Annotated in this window: 14 protein-coding genes; 5 read left to right on the top strand and 9 right to left on the bottom strand. The window is 65.6% G+C overall.

Going from position 1 to position 16820, the window contains the following annotated elements:
- Both EAH73_RS21255 and EAH73_RS21250 read left to right on the top strand, forming a co-directional pair.
- Positions 1-295: T9SS type A sorting domain-containing protein (locus tag EAH73_RS21255; RefSeq protein WP_140469442.1), on the top strand; the 295-nt coding region annotated here is incomplete at its 5' end.
- A 235-nt stretch (positions 296-530) separates the two neighbouring features.
- Entirely contained in the window at positions 531-2084 is a 1554-nt protein-coding gene (locus EAH73_RS21250; protein ID WP_140469441.1) for a serine hydrolase, read from the top strand.
- A gap of 118 nt (positions 2085-2202) precedes the next feature.
- Here EAH73_RS21250 and EAH73_RS21245 read toward each other — a convergent pair whose 3' ends face one another.
- The 3 genes from EAH73_RS21245 to EAH73_RS21235 all read right to left on the bottom strand — a co-directional run bounded on the left by EAH73_RS21245 (position 2203) and on the right by EAH73_RS21235 (position 4566).
- On the bottom strand, positions 2203-3252 hold the full coding sequence (locus tag EAH73_RS21245; protein ID WP_140469440.1) for an NAD(P)-dependent alcohol dehydrogenase: 1050 nt from the start codon (positions 3250-3252) through the stop codon (positions 2203-2205).
- Between the two features lie 89 nt (positions 3253-3341).
- On the bottom strand, positions 3342-3989 hold the full coding sequence (locus EAH73_RS21240) for a DUF1990 family protein (RefSeq protein ID WP_140469439.1): 648 nt from the start codon (positions 3987-3989) through the stop codon (positions 3342-3344).
- The gene (locus tag EAH73_RS21235) at positions 3982-4566 is read right to left on the bottom strand and encodes a DUF1990 family protein (protein ID WP_140469438.1); all 585 of its coding nucleotides are present in this window, start codon (positions 4564-4566) and stop codon (positions 3982-3984) included. Before EAH73_RS21235 ends, EAH73_RS21240 begins: the two co-directional genes overlap by 8 nt.
- Before the next feature lie 131 nt (positions 4567-4697).
- On the opposite strand from EAH73_RS21235, the gene nfi reads away from it, so the two are divergent.
- The gene (gene nfi / locus EAH73_RS21230; protein ID WP_140469437.1) at positions 4698-5387 is read left to right on the top strand and encodes a deoxyribonuclease V; all 690 of its coding nucleotides are present in this window, start codon (positions 4698-4700) and stop codon (positions 5385-5387) included.
- A gap of 144 nt (positions 5388-5531) precedes the next feature.
- Here the strand turns inward: nfi and EAH73_RS21225 are convergent, their stop codons facing one another.
- From EAH73_RS21225 to mnmH, 4 genes are read right to left on the bottom strand one after another with little or no spacing between them, the layout of a single operon-like run.
- Positions 5532-6410 carry a glutamate--tRNA ligase family protein gene (locus EAH73_RS21225; RefSeq protein ID WP_262711102.1) on the bottom strand — a complete coding sequence of 293 codons (879 nt, stop codon included), beginning with the start codon at positions 6408-6410 and terminating at the stop codon, positions 5532-5534.
- The gene (gene selD / locus EAH73_RS21220) at positions 6392-7459 is read right to left on the bottom strand and encodes a selenide, water dikinase SelD (protein WP_140469436.1); all 1068 of its coding nucleotides are present in this window, start codon (positions 7457-7459) and stop codon (positions 6392-6394) included. The genes EAH73_RS21225 and selD overlap by 19 nt, the downstream gene beginning before the upstream one ends.
- 57 nt (positions 7460-7516) lie before the next feature.
- Positions 7517-7903 (bottom strand): VOC family protein, encoded by a 387-nt coding sequence (locus EAH73_RS21215; RefSeq protein ID WP_140469435.1) that lies wholly within the window; start codon positions 7901-7903, stop codon positions 7517-7519.
- 8 nt (positions 7904-7911) lie between these two features.
- Positions 7912-8952, bottom strand: a complete 1041-nt coding sequence (gene mnmH / locus EAH73_RS21210; RefSeq protein WP_140469434.1) for a tRNA 2-selenouridine(34) synthase MnmH — start codon at positions 8950-8952, stop codon at positions 7912-7914.
- Positions 8953-9130: 178 nt separating this feature from the next.
- On the opposite strand from mnmH, the gene EAH73_RS21205 reads away from it, so the two are divergent.
- On the top strand, positions 9131-10597 hold the full coding sequence (locus tag EAH73_RS21205; RefSeq protein ID WP_140469433.1) for a NuoM family protein: 1467 nt from the start codon (positions 9131-9133) through the stop codon (positions 10595-10597).
- A gap of 158 nt (positions 10598-10755) precedes the next feature.
- On the top strand, positions 10756-12159 hold the full coding sequence (locus EAH73_RS21200) for an NADH-quinone oxidoreductase subunit N (RefSeq protein ID WP_140469432.1): 1404 nt from the start codon (positions 10756-10758) through the stop codon (positions 12157-12159).
- Between the two features lie 122 nt (positions 12160-12281).
- Here the strand turns inward: EAH73_RS21200 and EAH73_RS21195 are convergent, their stop codons facing one another.
- Positions 12282-14117, bottom strand: coding sequence for a penicillin-binding transpeptidase domain-containing protein (locus EAH73_RS21195; RefSeq protein ID WP_140469431.1), 1836 nt, complete (start codon positions 14115-14117; stop codon positions 12282-12284).
- A 126-nt stretch (positions 14118-14243) separates the two neighbouring features.
- Positions 14244-16640: a TonB-dependent receptor gene (locus tag EAH73_RS21190; protein ID WP_161599635.1), complete on the bottom strand. Its 2397-nt coding sequence runs from the start codon at positions 16638-16640 to the stop codon at positions 14244-14246.
- Positions 16641-16820 lie beyond the last annotated feature (180 nt).

Raw genomic sequence — 16820 nt, 5'->3', positions numbered from 1 at the left:
CTTCGCCCCGCAGTCGCTGGCCTTCGGCGGGGCCCTGGCCGCCTCGGCCCAGGCCTACCCCAACCCCTTCGCCGCCGACGTCACCCTGGCCCTGCAGACCCTGGCCGCCGGCCCGGCCACCGTGCGCGTGCTCGACGGCGTGGGCCGCCAGGTGCGCCAGTGGCAGCCCACGCTGGCCGCCGGCGCCTCCACCCTGCCCCTGGCCGACATGGCCAGCCTGCCCCGCGGCCTCTACGTGGTGCAGGTGCGCTACGCCGACGGCCAGACCCAGCGCCTCAAGCTCGTCAAACAATAGGCTCTCGAATAGGCTCTCGAATAGGCTCTCGAATAGGCTCTCGAATAGGCTTTCGAATAGGCTTTCGAATAGGCTTTTGCCAAGATGCTAAAAAGCCCTGCGCCCCGCGCAGGGCTTTTTTTGTGCCCCACCAACCCCTTTGGGGGGCTGTCTTAGGTATTTCCTAAAAAGAAAGATGAGGCTTTGCCGGTGGCGTGCTTATTTTTCGCGTCCCATCCGGCCTTTTTTCTTTTTCATGTTCTTTCGTTTTGCATTTTGCCGTGGCCTGGCGCTGGGGTTGGTGGCGTTGCTGCTGGGGGCCCTGCCCGCCGCGGCACAGCCCCGGGCCTACGGGGGCCGGTTTGTGCACGACAGTTTGGCGGCCTATGTGCAGCGCGGCCTGCGGCTGTGGGACATTCCGGGCCTCGCCGTGGTGGTGGTGAAGGACGGGCAGGTGGTGGCCGCGCAGGGCTTTGGCGTGCGGGCAGTGGGCGAGCCCGCACCGGTCGATGCCAACACCTTGTTCATGATTGCGTCCAACACCAAACTGTTCACGGGGACGGCCCTGGCGCAGTTGGAGGAGGAGAAGCGCCTGACGCTGAACGACCCAGTGCGCCAGCACCTGCCCGGGTACCGGTTATTTGACTCGACGAGCACGAAGCTGGTGAGCATCCGCGACCTGCTGGGGCACCACTTGGGCACCCGCACGTTCCAGGGCGATTTCACGTTTTGGAACTCCAACCTGAGCCGGGCCGACATTGTGGACAAGATGCGCAACCTGCGGCCCGTCAACCCGTTCCGCCAAACCTACGGCTACTGCAACTCGGGTTTTTTGGCGGCGGGCGAAATCATTCCGCAGGTGCTGGACGGCAAGCGCTGGGAAGACTGGGTGCAGCAGCGCCTGCTCACGCCGCTGGGCATGGCCCGCACCTACCCGCTTACGGCCGGCTACGCGCAGCGCGAAAACATTGCCCGGCCCTACTCCGACGCGTTTGGGCCCCTGATTCCGTTGCCCTTCGACCAGATAGACAACCTGGCCCCGGCCGCCGGCCTCGTGTCGTGCGCCAACGACCTGACGCACTGGCTCAAGTTCCAGCTCGACAGCGGGCGCTACGCCGGGCGGCAGGTGCTGCCCTGGGCCACGCTGCGCCGCACCCGGGCCGTCAACACGCTGGTGTCGGACGTGAAATCGTCGATTCTGCCGAGCCATTTTTCCATGTACGGCCTGGGCATTTTCATCGGCGACTACGCCGGGCGGCAGGTGTTCTGGCACACGGGCGGGGCCAACGGGTTCGTGACCAACGTGTGTTTTGTGCCCGAGGAGGGCCTGGGCATTGCCGTGCTCACCAACCAGGACAACCAGAGCTTTTTTGAGGCCCTGCGCTACCAGCTGCTCGATGCCTACCTGGCCGTGCCTTACGTGGACCGCAGCCGCCAGCTGTACACGCTGGCCCGGCCCGGCCGCGAAGAATCGCAGCGCAACATTGCCGAGCTGGCCACCCGCGTGCAGCGCAAAAACCGCCCCACCCGCGACCTGCGCACCTACGCCGGCGTGTACCGCAACCCCGTGTACGGCACCGTGACGGTGGAGGCCCAGGGGCGGCAGCTGCAAGTGCACTTTGCCAACCACCCCGGCCTGGTGGCCACGCTCGACTACATGGACGGTGAGCAGTTCCGCACCACGTACTCCAACCCCGCCTACGGCATCTTTCCGGCGCTGTTTCGGGCCGAAGGGGCTCGGGTACGCACCATGGAACTGCGCGTCAACCCCTTTCTGGAACAAGATTCTTACGTGTTTAGCAAGCAGTAGCGGGGCCCCGCAAGCGGCTTTTACCGAACGCAAAACGGCCGGCTTCCCTAAGCGGAAAGCCGGCCGTTTTGCGTTGGCCTGGGCCCCTACAGCAGTTGTGCGTTGGGGCCCTGGTGGGTTAGTTCAGCGAGGCTACGTCGATGACGAAGCGGTACTTCACGTCGCCTTTTAGCATGCGCTCGTAGGCTTCGTTGATGTGCTGGATGTCAACCATCTCGATGTCGGACATGATGTTGTGCTCGGCGCAGAAGTCCAGCATTTCCTGGGTTTCGGCGATGCCGCCGATGAGCGAGCCGGCCACGCGGCGGCGCTTGGCGATGAGGTTGAAGGCGTGCAGTTGCGGGGCCTCGGTGGGCACGCCCAGCAGGATCATCGTGCCGTCGAGGCGCAACAGGCTCACGTAGGAGCCCAGGTCGATTTGGGCCGATATCGTGTTGATGATGAAGTCGAAGTAGTTATTCACCGACTTGAACTGCTCCTTGTCCTTCGTTACGATGAACTTGTGGGCCCCCAGGGCCTTAGCATCGGCCTCTTTATCGGGCGAGGTGCTGAGCACGGTCACTTCGGCGCCCAGGGCCACGGCAAATTTCACGGCCATGTGGCCCAGGCCGCCCAGGCCCATTACGGCCACGCGGTGGCCGGCGCCCACTTTCCACTGGCGCAGGGGCGAGTAGGTGGTGATGCCGGCGCACAGCAGCGGCGCCACGCGGGCCAGGTCGAGCTTCTCGCTCACCTTAAGCGTGTACTTCTCGTCCACCACGATGCTTTGCGAGTAGCCGCCGTAGGTGGGGGCCCCGGTGCCGATTTCGCGGCTGTTGTAGGTGCCCACCATGCCGGTGGTTTCGCAGTACTGCTCCAGGCCCTCTTTGCACGACGAGCACTCGCGGCACGAGTCCACCATGCAGCCCACACCGGCCAGGTCGCCTACTTTGAAGTTCTTCACGTGGTCGCCCACGGCGGCCACGCGGCCCACAATCTCGTGGCCGGGCACCATCGGGAAGATGGAGCCGCCCCACTCGTCGCGGATTTGGTGCAAATCGGAGTGGCACACGCCGCAGAAAAGGATATCAATCTGCACGTCGTGGGGGCCCGGGGTGCGGCGCTCCAGCGTGAAAGGCTCGAGGGGAATGCTGGCGGCGGGGGCCGCGTAGGCTTTGGTGGTACTCATTAAAGTTGGTTTTGGAAAAAGCGTCGAATTAATTGTGCACAACCAAATTGGCAGTGCGAAGGTTCTTAACCGCCCGGGGCCCCAAAAGGTTATGGCCGCGCCAGGGCTTCGTCCACCAAAAGGCGCATCCGGGCCAGCGACTCGTGGGCAAAGCGGCGTTGCAGCATCCGGCCAAACAGCTTGAACCCCAGCCAATAAAATGGGTTGCGGATGTGCCCGGGCTGCGACGCGGCGTTGATGCGAAAATCTACGGCGCCGGTCGCCAGGTTCTTGTGCACTGAAAAGTTAATCTGGCCGCGCTCGAAGTGGCCTTCGAGCGTGCGGTAGCCGTAGCCCCACACGCGCTCGGGGCCCCCGGGGCCCTGCTGGCTGGCTTCGTCCACCACATCCACCACCCGCACGCCGAAGTAGAAATTGAACACCAAAAAGTGCGCCCGTAGCACCATCACGCGCTTTTCGAGGGGCTGGCTGGGGTCGAAGTAGCCGGTAATCAGGTTGGGCGGCGGGAAGGCGTAGCGCCGGAGCACGTCCTGGGCCGCGGCAAAGGCGCCGGCGGGCGCGGGGGCCCCGGGGGCTTCGGCGGGCAAGGCCACGGCGTAGTGGTCGAGGCGCCAGCCGGTGGCCGGGGTGTACTCAGTTTGGGCAGCGTAGTCGTAGTTGACGGGGGTGTGGGCGTATTCGGCGAGGCGGGCGCGGAACCGCTCCCAGGCGGACGGGGCGGCGGTGGGGTTAGACATGGGAAACGGTGTGCTCGACGGCACCATCGGGTGCGCGGCGGGTGGTTTCGACCGTGACGGGCCCCAGGGCCTGGCCGCCGCTGGCCTGGGCCACTCGCTGGCAAAACTCGACCCACGTAGCTTCCTGCATCAATTTGCCGCCGCCGATGGTGTCGTAGGCGAAGGCCACCAGCCCGTCGCGCGAGCGGGCCACCGAGTGAATTTCGAACCGCAGCGCGTCGGGCCGGCCGTCGAGCGCGTGGGCCTCGAAGCGGATGCGGCCGGCCTCGGGGTGGCCTTCGAGGGTGGCGAGCTCGAAGAACGTGGCCCCTACCTCAGTCACGCGCACGCTGCCGTTCCAGGGCCCCAGTATTTTGATGTGGAACTCGTCGCCCACGGCCAGGGCCCCGGCCGTGCCGCTGGTCTGCTCAAAATCGGCCAGTAGGGCGGGCGAAAACTGGGGCAAATCGGCTTGCACGGCGGCCATGAGCGGCGCGGGCCCCTGGCGCGGCCGCAGCACGTCGAGGTAGTAGCGGCGGTCGAGCTGGGGCCCCGCGCCCCGGGCGGCGGGCTGTTCAGGTTTAGGGTTATCGGCCACGGGGTGGAATTGAAAATGTGCGTTGCGGAACGGAGGCCAAGCCCCCGGCTCGCGTATACGTCCTTCCGCAGCCAAAGGTGAGGCCCGCCCTCAGCTGCGGCGCGCTACTACTCCCGCCCTTCCCCTACCACATGGCCTACTTCCGCCCCCCCGGCCCCCCGCCCGACCCCGCGCTGGTGCGCAGCCTCACCGCCCAGCAGCAGGAGCTGCGCCAGCGCGTGCGCGCCGAGCCCCTGGCCCACGAGCCGCGCCTGATCGGCGGCTGCGACTCGTCGTTTCCCACGCCCGAAACCATCCTCTCAGTGTTCGTGGTGCTGAAATTCCCATCGCTGGAGCTGGTCGAAAAAGTGTACAGCTACGCCCCCGTCACGATGCCCTACGTGCCCGGCTTCCTCTCCTTCCGCGAGGCTGGCAACGTGGTGCAGGCCTTCGCCAAGCTCACGCACCGGCCCGATGTGGTGATGGTGGACGGCCACGGCATTGCGCACCCGCGCCGCGTGGGCATTGCCGCGCACCTGGGCGTGCTGCTCGATGTGCCCACTTTCGGCGTGGCCAAGAATAAACTGACCGGCACTTTCACCGAGCCGGGCCCCGAAAAAGACAGCACCACGCCGCTTACCGATGCCAAAACCGGCGAGCTCATCGGCGAAGTCATCCGCAGCAAAGACAAGGTGCTGCCGCTGTTCGTGAGCCCTGGCCACCGCTGCGACCAGGCCACCGCCACCCGCCTCACCCTGGCCTGCTTAAAAGGCTACAAGCTGCCCGAACCCACCCGCCTGGCCGATTATTGGGCCGAGGAATTCAAGAAGGAAGTGCGGTAACTGGGGCCCCCAGCAACGGTTTTTGCGTTGTTGAACGGCTGTACCGCCAAGCTGTGCTTGGCCTTGCGCCAGGGCCCCCAGGGTAGCATATGCAAGGCCAAGCACAGCTTGGCGGTACAGCCGTTCAACGACCCAAAATCTCTCTTAAACCGCCACCTCAAACGCCGCACGCAGCGCCGCCAGCGACTCGCCCGCTTCGGTGGGCAGCTTCAGCAGCCGCGCCACGGCGCCCAAAACCGCGCCCCGTTCCTGTCCCAGCACGCCGGTGGCCAGGGCCCCCTGCTGCGACTTAGAGAGCTTGTTGCCCGCCGCATCCGTCAGCAAATTGTGGTGGTAGAACTGGATGCGCGGGGCGTTGAAGGCCGCCGTTTCGGTGAGCTGGGCGGCTAGCCAGAGCTGGGCGGCGGTGCTGGCTCGCAAGTCCAGCCCGCGCACGATGAGCGTGGTGCCGAGGCGCAGGTCGTCCACCACCGACGCCACCTGGTAGGCGGCTACGCCGTCCTTCTTGCGGATCACAAAATCGGGCATTTCCTGGCCCAGCAACACTTGCGTGGGGCCCTGGCCGGCATCAGTCCAGCGCACAGCCGTAGGCGGCGGCACCAGCGCGCGCCACGCCGCGCCGGGCGTATCCAGCGGCAAGAGGGCCCCCGGGGCCTCGGTGCGGCTGCGGTGGCTGGCCGCTAGCAAGCCGGGCCGCTGGGCCAAGCGGCGCAGCACGGCGTTGTATTCGGGCAGGTGCAGCAGCTGTGAGTGGTGGCGCAGGAAGTCATCGGGGCCCCGGGGGCCCTGGTCGTAATCAATACCCAGCCAGTCGATGACGCGGAAAATATTATCCAAATACGGCCGGCGCAACCGAGCCCGGTCCAAGTCGTCGATGCGCAGGTGCAGCGTACCGCCCGCCCGCCGCGTGAGCAACCAAGTCAGCACGAAGTTCACGGCGTTGCCTAGGTGCAAGCAGCCGCTGGGCGTAGGGGCCAGGCGCGCTACTACGGGTGCTGGGGGCCCTATTCCACCACTATCCACGGCTCGCCGGCACGGTGCGCTACTAATTCGCCGAAGCTTTCCAGGGCCAAACCATATTGCTGGAACACGGCCTGAACCGCGGCTTCGCCTTCGGGCGCGACGCACACGAGCAGGCCGCCCGAGGTTTGGGGGTCGCAGAGCCACTGCTGTTGCTCGTCGGTGAGGGCCCCTATTTTGTGGCCGTAGCTGGCGTAGTTGCGGGCGGTGCCGCCGGGCACGGCGCCTTGGCGGCGGTAGGTTTCGGCGGCGGCCAGGCGGGGCACTTTGGCAAAATCGAGCACGGCCTGCACGCCACTGCCTTCGCACACTTCGGCCAGGTGGCCGAGCAGGCCGAAGCCCGTGACGTCGGTGAGGGCCTGCACGGCGGGCAGGGGGCTAAGGTCGGCGCCAATCTTGTTGAGCTGGCGCATTTGGGCGGGGGCCACGTCGGCATCTTCGGGCCGCAGAATGCCCTGCTTCTGGGCCGTCGTCAGCATGCCCACGCCCAAAGGCTTGGTGAGGTAAAGGCGGCAGCCAGGCTGGGCGGTGTCGTTGCGCTTGAGGTCTTTCTCGGCCACCAGGCCCGTCACGGCCAGCCCAAAAATGGGCTCCGGCGCATCAATGCTGTGGCCCCCGGCCAGCGGAATGCCGGCCTCGGCGCAGATGGCCCGGGCCCCTTCCGTTACGCGGGCGGCTACCTCGGGCGCGAGCTTGCCGATGGGCCAGCCCAGCACGGCAATGGCCAAAATGGGCCGCCCGCCCATGGCGTACACGTCGGAAATGGCGTTGGCTGAGGCAATGCGCCCGAAATCGTAGGCATCGTCCACGATGGGCATGAAGAAATCGGTGGTGCTGATGACGCACTGGCCATCCTGGCCCGGCAGGCGGTACACGGCGGCGTCGTCGCGCGAGCCGTTACCCACCAGCAGGTCGGGGTAGTTGGGCTGGGGTAGGCTGCTGTGCAGGATTTTATCGAGCACGGCCGGCGCGATTTTGCAGCCGCAGCCCGCCCCGTGGCTGTACTGGGTGAGGCGGATGGGCTCGGTTTCGGAGTGGGTGGGGACGGACATAATCGGCAAAGCTTGGTTATTAACCAGGGTTAACAACGCAATGTGAATAACTATTAATTACAGGGCCCAGGCGGCCTGCTGCAATACCACGCGGTAGCCGTCGGGGTCGGCAAAGGTGCGGCCCTGCGCGTCCCAATACGGATTGTGGGCCGGTACGGCGGGGTAGCCGGCCGCTTCGAGCCGGGCCACGGCCGCCTGCCACGCCGCGGCGTCGGGGAAGTAAAACACCAGTAAGTGCTCGGCTGTGGGCGCGGGGGCCACCAGCTGCCCGTCTTCGCGGGTGAACTCCAGGTGGTACGGGGCCCCGGGGTGGCCCAGCATCACGCCGTCGAAGCCCTGGTGCCCGGCGAACTCAGCCAGGCGTTCGAGGCCCAAGCCTTCGCAGTAGAAATGTACCAGCGGGGCCAGGTCGTTGGTGGGCCGGGCCACGCGCAGCTTGGGCATCAGCACCGTTACGAGGCCGTTGGTTGGAGCGTGGCGGCGGCGGCCAGCACCAGCGCCGCGTTCGTGGGCCCGTCGGTGTCGGCGGCGGGCACGGGCACGGTTTGGCGGCCGGCGGGGGCGCTGCTCATGGTGTAGGCGTAGGTTTTGTCGTAGTAGGTCAGCACCAGGTCCACCATCGTGGCCATGTCGTTGTCGGCAATGGCGGCCAGGGCCTCCTTGGTCACGAGGCCGCCGAGGCGCTTGCGCAGGCGCAGGATGGCGCTGGCCAGGGCCCCCGCGTCGTGGCGGCCGTACTCCAGGGCCAGCTTGGGCACGCGGGCGGCGCGGGGCACGTCGAGGGCCAGCAGCGGCGCGGCCTGCATCTGGTCGAAGAGCGGCGTGGGGATGTGCAGGCTGCCGATGGAGCGGCTTTCGTCCTCCACCCACACCGGCCGGTCGGCGGGCAGGGCCCCCAGCGCGGCGGCCAAGTTGTTCTCAAACTGCTCCTGGGTGGGCTGGGCCGGCTGCCCCATGCTGCCAAACGACGAGCCCTTGTGGTGGGCCAGGCCCTCCAGGTCGAGCACCGGCTGGCCCTGGGCGGCCAGCGCGTGCAGCACCTCGGTTTTGCCGCTGCCGGTGTAGCCGCCCACCACGTACAGGGGCCGCGGCCGGGCAAACTCGGCCCCGGCCCAGCGGCGGTAGTCCTTGTAGCCGTGGTTGAGCAGGTTTACCTCGAAGCCGGCCAGCTCCAGCAGCCACTGCACGGCGCCGCTGCGCATGCCGCCGCGCCAGCAGTGCAGGCGCACTTCCTGGCTGGGGGCCAGCTGCTTGGCCTGCTCCACCATGGCGCGCATCTTCGGCCCAAAAAAATCGAGGCCCATGAGCACGGCCTTTTCGGGCGTCACCTGCTTATAGGTAGTGCCAATGCGGGCGCGCTCGTCGTCGGTGAACAGCGGCAAGCTGAGGGCCCCCGGGATGTGGCCCTGGGCGTACTCGGCCGGGGCCCGCACATCCAGGATGGGCACGGTGGCCGGGGCCGTCAAAAAATCGGCAATGGGGCTGCGGGCCATACGGGTTCGGGCAAGGGGCCCCGCCAACGGGCGGGGCCTGTGGGGCGAAATTACTCCCGCCTCCGCACAAAGTTGGTCTTCGAAACTTTATAGGCGTGCGCTCTTATCTGGCAATGCGTAAGTTTGCACGCAATTCGCGGCCCGGTTCGGGAGCCGCCGCCGCCCTTCTGCCTTGCCGATGCTGACTGCTGTACTGCTTTTTCTCCCCCTGGCCGCCGCGCTGCTGCTCCACTTCACCAAAGGGGCCACCGCCCGGGCCCTGGCCTTGGGGGCTTCATTGGTCGAATTTGCCCTGGCCGCCTTCGTCGCCGTCGATTTTGCCCGCCACGGCTCGTCGGCCTACAACCTCGACTACGCCTGGGTGCAGTCGGCCGGCATCAACTTCCACCTCGGGCTCGACGGCCTCAGCCTGCTGCTGGTGCTGCTCACCACCTTCCTGGTGCCGCTGATTTTGCTGGCCGCGTTCCGGGGCAATTATGAGAACCCCTCGGCCTTCTACGCCCTGGTGCTGTTCATGCAAACCGGCCTGCTCGGCGTCTTTATGTCGCTGGATGCCTTTCTGTTCTACTTCTTCTGGGAAGTGGCGCTCATCCCGATTTATTTCCTGGCCGGGGCCTGGGGCGGCGAGCGGCGCATCGCCGTCACGCTCAAGTTTTTCCTTTACACCGTCGTCGGCTCGCTCTTCATGCTGGCCGGCTTCGTGTACCTGTACCTGCAAACCGGCCCCGCCGCCGGCAGCCTCGCCGCCCACTCTTCCGAGCTCTCGGCGTTCTACAAGCTCAAGCTGAGCGCCGGCGAGCAGTCGTGGCTGTTCTGGCTGATTTTCGCGGCTTTCGCCGTGAAGATGCCCATCTTCCCCTTCCACACCTGGCAGCCCGATACCTACACAGAGGCCCCCGCCCCGGCCACCATGCTGCTTTCGGGCATCATGCTGAAAATGGGCATCTACGGCACGCTGCGCTGGCTGCTGCCCATCGTGCCGCTCGGCTTCAGCCAGTGGCAGAAGCCGGTTATCATCCTGGCCGTCATTGGGGTTATCTACGGGGCCATCATCGCCATCCGGCAGCGCGACATGAAGCGCCTCATCGCCTACTCGTCGCTCTCGCACGTGGGCCTGATGGCAGCCGGCGTGTTCTCGCTCACCCAAATCGGCCTGCAAGGCGCAGTGGTGCAAATGCTGGCCCACGGCGTGAACGTGGTGGGCATGTTCTTCGTGGCCGATGCCATTGAGCGTCGCACCGGCACCCGCCAGCTGCCCGACCTTGGGGGCCTCACCCGCCGCACGCCGCTGCTGAGCGTCTGCTTTCTGGTGATGCTGCTCAGCACCGTGGCCCTGCCCCTCACGGGCGGCTTCGTGGGCGAGTTCCTGCTGCTGGCCGGCATCTACCAGTACTCGGCTTGGGTGGGCGCGGTGGCCGGCCTCACCATTATCTTCTCGGCGGTGTACTTGCTGCGCTTGTTTCAGCGCACCATGCTGGGCCCCGACTCGTCGTTCTCGGCCACCATCACTGACCTCACCGGCAGCGAACTCCTGGTTTTCGTGCCCCTTATCGTGCTGGTGTTCTGGTTGGGCCTGTTCCCGGGCACGTTCCTGCACTTGTCCGAGCCGGCCGTCAGCAGCATTCTAACTGCCGTCGGGCGGTAGTACCCGGGGCCCTAAATAGGGCCCCGGGGCCGTCATGCTCATCTAGCGTCCGCTTGTTGAAGCATCTCTCCCGCGGCAGTAATTAATTAGTCAGCGGTAGAGATGCTTCGGCAGGCTCAGCATGACAGCCTTTTGAAGCTCATCCGAAGCTTAGAACCATGACCTCCATTATTCTCCTTTCCGTCTTCGGCATCGTCCAGCTATTCCTGGGCTTTTTGCGCTCTAACAAGGTGCTGCTGCCCGGCGTGCTGCTGGTGCTGCTGGCCGTGTTCGGGGCCAACCTGGCCGACTGGAACCAAGCGCCGCAGTCGTTCTTCAACCACATGCTGACCGTGGACCACTACACGGTGGCGTTCACGGGCATCGTGGTGCTCACGGCGCTGCTGCTGCTGCCCTTCTCGCGCAGCTACGTGGTGGCCCACGAGCCCAACCTGGCCGAGTACTACGCCCTGCTGCTGTTCTCGCTCGTGGGGGCCATCATGATGATCGGCTACGACCACTTGCTGATGCTATTTGTGGGCATTGAAATCCTGAGCATCAGCATGTACGTGTTGGCCGGCGCCAGCAAGCGCGACTCCCGCTCAAACGAAGCGGCCCTCAAGTATTTCCTGATGGGGGCCTTTGCCACCGGCATCCTGCTCTTCGGCATTGCGCTACTCTACGGCGCCACCGGCACCTTTGCCCTGTCGCAAATCGCCGCCGCCGTAGCCGCCCCCGCCAACGCCAGCCTGCTGCCCATGCTCTACATCGGCATCTTGCTGATGATCATCGGCATCGGTTTCAAAGTATCGGCCGCGCCGTTCCACTTCTGGACGCCTGACGTGTACGAGGGCACGCCCACCTTCTTCACCGCCTTCATGAGCACGGTGGTGAAAACGGCCGGCTTCGCCGCGTTTCTGAAGCTGCTGGCCGTGGCATTGCCGGCCGCCCAGGGCTTTTGGGCCCCCACCATCCAGGCCATGTGCGCCCTCACGCTGCTGCTCGGCAACGTAGGCGCCGCCGCCCAAACTACCACCAAGCGCATGCTGGCCTACTCCAGCGTGAGCCACGCCGGCTACCTGCTCATCGGCCTGGTAGCTGGCAACGGCAGCCTCACGGGCCCCGCCGCCAACGGCATTTTCTTCTACTCCCTCGCCTACTCCATCGCCACCGTGGCCGCCTTCGGCGTGCTGAAACTGGTGGCCGACCACCGCCAGCGCGACGACTACGCCGGCCTGAACGGCCTGGGCAAAACCAACCCGCTGCTAGCGTTTGTGATGACCGTGGCCATGCTTTCGCTGGCCGGTATCCCGCTCACGGGCGGCTTCTTCGGTAAGTTTTTCCTGCTCACCGCCGCCGTGGGCCAGGGCCATATCGGCCTCGTCGTCTTCGCCGTCGTCATGAGCATGGTGGGCATCTACTACTACCTGCGCCCCATCATCGCCATGTACCTGCGCCCCGCCGAGGGCCCCACAGCCGAAGCGGTACCGGTCGATGGCCTGCAAGCCTTTACCCTGGGCCTGTTGGCGCTGCTCACCATCGTACTGGGCATCTTGCCGGGCTTTTTGAGCGGCATTTTGTAGCACGTCGCTTCCCTGCCCTGAAAAAGAAAAGGCTGCCCGGTGTGGGCAGCCTTTTCTTTTGCCCAAAGTAGGATACCATGCCTACTACTTGCTGGGGGCCCTACTGGCTAATGCAAATACGCCTAATGCAGGTGTGCTGTGAGGTTGCCGTACTTAATCCACTCTTCCATGCGCTTGTGGTAGCCCACTACGTGGCCGCGCAGGTACTTCTCAATCATCAGGCCAGCGGCGGGGGCAGCGCTGCTGCCACCGAAGCCGCTGTTCTCGATGAACACGGCGATGGCAATTTTCGGGTCGTTGGCCGGGGCGAAGGCGGCGAACGTGGCGTGGTCGTAGCCGTGGGGATTCTGCACGGTGCCGGTTTTGCCGGCCACCGAAATGCCAAACTCGCGCAGCGAAGCTAGGCTGCCCGTGCCGCCGCGGCCGTCCACCACCTCCTGCATCCCGGGGATGATGTACTTGAAATACGCCGTGTCCACGGCCGTGTAGTGCCGCTCGCGGTACTTAGGTAGGGGCCCCGCATTGCCGATGCCCTTCACAAAGTGCGGCGTGTAGTAGTAGCCGTGGTTGGCAATGGTGGCCAGCACGTTGGCCATTTGCAGGCCCGTAATGCCGATTTCGCCCTGGCCGATGGACAGCGAATAGACGGTTTTGAAGTTCCAGCGGTGGTAGCCCAGGCGCTTATCGTAGTACTCGGGCGATGGGATAAGGCCGCGCTTTTCCTGGCTCATGTCCACGCCCAGCTTCTCGCCGAGGCCGAAGGACTTTACCATTTTCTGCCACTGCCCCAGGCCCAGGCGGGCATCCTCGAAGCGGTTGGGCGACTGGCCGCGCAACACCGCTGCCCGCATTACTTGGTAGAAATAGGGGTTGCAGCTGTTTTTGATGGCAATGCTGACGTTGGACGGGTACTCGTGGTTGTGGGTGCAGCGCACCAGCTTCTGGTTGCACGCGAAGCCGGTGCCAGCCGTCACGACGCCCAACTGCATGGCCACCAGCTCATTCACCAGTTTGAATACCGAGCCCGGCGGGTACGTGGCCATCAGAGGCCTGTCGAACAGGGGCCGTTCGGGGTTGCGCAGCAGGTCCATGTAGCGGTTGCCCATGCCCTTGCCGGTGAGGGTTTCGGGGGTGTAATGCGGGGCCGACACGAAGCACAGGATTTCGCCCGTTTTGGGGTCGATGGCCACGATGGAGCCGCGCCGCCCGGCCAGCAGCTCCTCGCCATAGGCCTGCAGCTCGGCGTCGATGCTCAGGTGCAAGTCCTGTCCGGCCACTGAGAGCGTATCGAACTCGCCGCCCCGGAACGCGCCTTTCTCAACCCCGCGCACGTTCACCATCTTGAACTGCACGCCGCGGCGGCCCATCAGCGTGGGCTCGTAAAACGATTCGAGGCCGGCGATGCCCACGTTTTCGCCCGCGCCGTAGCGCCCGTACTTGGGCAGCTCCAGCAGCTTGGGCGTGATGGGGCCCACGTAGCCCAGGGCGTGCGCTAGGTTGGGCGTGCGGTAGGCCCGCGCCATGCGCGCCTGGGTGCGGAAGCCCGGGAAGTCAATCAGGTTGTCCTGGATGGCGGCGCGTTCGGCCAAGCTCAGGTTTTGCACCAGCGGCGAGGGCTTGGTGCGCGAATACGTGCGGGCGGCTTTGAGGCCTTCGCGTAGACTTTCGAGCGGAATTTGCAGCAGCTGGCAGAAGCGGGCCGAGTCGAGGCCTTTTACCTCGCGGGGCACCACCATCAGGTCGTACACGGGCGTGTTGGTGACGAGCAGCTGGTTTTTGCGGTCGTAGATGAGGCCCCGGTAGGGCACCTGCACCAGGCGCTGCAAGGTGTTGCGGTCGGCCGCCAGCTTGTAGGTACCGTCGAGCACCTGCATGAAAAAGAGGCGCGTGGCAAACACCAGCCCCACCAGTAAAAAAATGCCTTGCACCACGTAACGCCGGCCTTCCAGGTATTGCATACTATAAAGTTACAACCGAACCGGGGCCCCTGCGGGCGCAACGGCCGGCGGAAACCGCAAAAAATTATCGCGCCGCACCCCGCCATTGTGCCGGCCCGCCCAGGAAACGTGCTACTCCCCAGCGTGCTACCCGCCGAAGCCGCCGGTGTCGCCTTTGGGCTGGTTTTCGATGGTGCTGGCGGGCTTGTTGTTGCCCAAAAACCAGGTGAAGCCCAAGTAGCCTACCCGCGTTTCGTATTTGGATTGCAGGTCGGCGGTGAGGCCGTCGGCGGCCAGCTGGGTGGACTGGCGGCGGGTGTTGAACAGGTCGCTGACGCGCAGGGTGAGGGCGGCCCGGTCGTTAAACAGCCGCTGGCGCAGGGCCACGTCCACGCCGTACACGGCCAGCAGGCGGCCCTGGGGCACCACCAGCGGGGCCCGGTAGTTGCCGCTGAGCTGCAGGGCGAGTGCCTTAGTGGGGCTGAAAGTATTCAGTAAATACGCCGTGCCGGTGAAGTTGGCGCGGGTGCCGTCGCCGGCGTAGCTGGCCACCTGGCTACGGAAAAACGAGCCGTTGGCCGTGAGCTTCCACCACGCCGTCAGCGGGCGCGTCAGCGACAGCTCCAGCCCGTAGCTGGCCGTGTGGCCGAAGTTGGCGTAACCGGTGCGGGCAATGAAGTCGGGCTGGCCGCTGAGGCGGGTCGCCACCGTGTCAATCGTGCGCAGGCTCTGGATGGACTGGCTGGCGAAGCGCCCGAACAGGGTGGTGCTAAGCGTAGTGTTCTGCCACGCAACTTGGTGGCCCAGCTCGGCCACGTGCACGTACTCGGGGCGCAGGTCGGGGTTGCCCACCGTGTAGTTGCGGGCGTCGGAGTAGATGGGCAGGGCAATGATTTGCAAGAAGTTGGGCCGGTTCAGCCGGCGGGCGTAGCTGAGCTGCAGGCGCTGCTCGTGGGCCAGCGTGCGGGCCACGGTGGCCGCAGGAAACAGATTAAAAATGCGCTGGCTGGCCGAGCCCGTGGGCAGCACCTGCGCTTGCAGCCCCGTGAATTCGGCCCGCAGCCCAACTTGGTAGTCCCACGCCCCGGCTTTCTGCTGGTAATTGCCGTAGGCCTGCGGAATCACCTGCTGGTAGCGGTAGCGGTACGAGCCCGCTTCCTGCCGCACGAAGGGGGCCCCGGGCACTGGCTGCACCGAATAGTCGGCCGTGCCGGGCGTCACCATCACGTCCGTTTTCAGGCCCGCGCCCCAGCGGCGCTTGTCGTCCAGTGGGTGCGCGTAGTCCACTTGCGCGGAGGGCAAGTGGATGGTGACGTCGAGCAGCTGCTGGCGCGCCTGCCGGGCGTAGTCGGCCGGCCCGTCCAGCACGCGCTGCTCGGTGGTGACGGTGCCGCCGTCCAAGATGTAGGTGGCGCTGGCCGTCAGCTCGCGGCCGGGGTGGGCGGCCCAGGTGCGCCGGTAGCTGCCCGAAATTCGGGCATTGTAGAGGTCGTCCACTTCCAGGTTCTGGTTTTGCAGCACAATGGCTGGGTCGGCGCCGCGCGTGAGCCGGGTGGCGAAGTCGCTGGTTTGGTGCAGGTCGCTCTTGTAGAGCTCGGTGGCCAGGGTGAAGCGCTCCTGGTCGTTGGGGGCGTAGTCCACACCCAGTTGCAGGTCCTTGCTGGCTTGGTGGCGCAGGTTCTGGCCGGTTTGGTCGGTGCGGGAGGTGCGGCCGTCGGCCGTGGCCACCTGCTGCAAGCCCGAGCTGCCGCGAAACCGGTTGTCCACCGCGTTGGCGCTGCCAAAAAAGTTGAATTTGCCCACCCGCCGGTTAAGGTCGAGCACTGCGCTGTACTTGTCGCGGGTGCCCACCGTGGCCAGGGCCGAGCCGTTCCAGCCGGGCTGGGTTTGCTTTTTCTGCACCAGGTTGATGATGCCACCCGTGCCCTGGGCCGAATACTGGGCCCCCGGGTTGGTGATGACCTCGATGGTGGCGAGGCGGCTGGCGGGCAGCTGGTCGAGGCGCAGGCTGCTGGGCGCGGGCTTGCCGTCGAGGTAAAGCGTGACGCTGGTGCTGCCCCGCAGGCTCACCTGCCCGTTGTCGTCCACGGCCACGGCGGGCACTTTCTGGAGCACGTCGACCGCCGTGCCGCCCACGCTGTTCAGGTCCTTGTCCACGTTGACGATGGTTTTGCCCAGCTCGTTGACCACCACTGCCTTTTCGCCCTGCACCACCACGCCGCCGAGCCGCACGGCTGCCGGCGCCACCAGCCACTCGCCTAGGCGCAGTACCGGGGCCCCGGCGCGCAGCGTAACCAGCCGGCGTGCGGGCCGGTACCCCAAGGCTTCGGCCCGGAGCAGGTAGGTATCCGGTGCGACGCCCGCCAGCGCAAACGTGCCGTTTTCCGCCGTTTGGGCACTTCCCACCAGGGTGGAGTCGGGCAAGCGCAGCAGCAGCACGTTGGCAAACGGCAGCGGCTGGCGCGTGGCCTGGTCCAGCAGCGTGCCGGCCACTTGCCCGGGGCCCTGGGCCGCCACGAGGCGAGGTAGTAAGCCGGCCGCCACCAGCGCGAAAACCCAAGGTTTTCCCCAGCTTGCCAGGGCCAAACGGCCGCGGGTAAGATGCCGTGACCAAAATAAAAAAACCGTAATTTTCAACTCAAATACTTGACTGTTAATTTTATTTGCAATGCAAGATACCAGGCAATACCTAGTAGATTGAAACAGGTAGTCGAACAAGTTCAT

The sequence above is a fragment of the Hymenobacter nivis genome (assembly GCF_006439025.1).
Taxonomy (GTDB): Bacteria; Bacteroidota; Bacteroidia; order Cytophagales; family Hymenobacteraceae; genus Hymenobacter; species Hymenobacter nivis_A.
The sequence above is the reverse complement of the archived record's forward strand: the minus strand, read 5'-3'. Positions and strand labels throughout refer to the sequence as shown.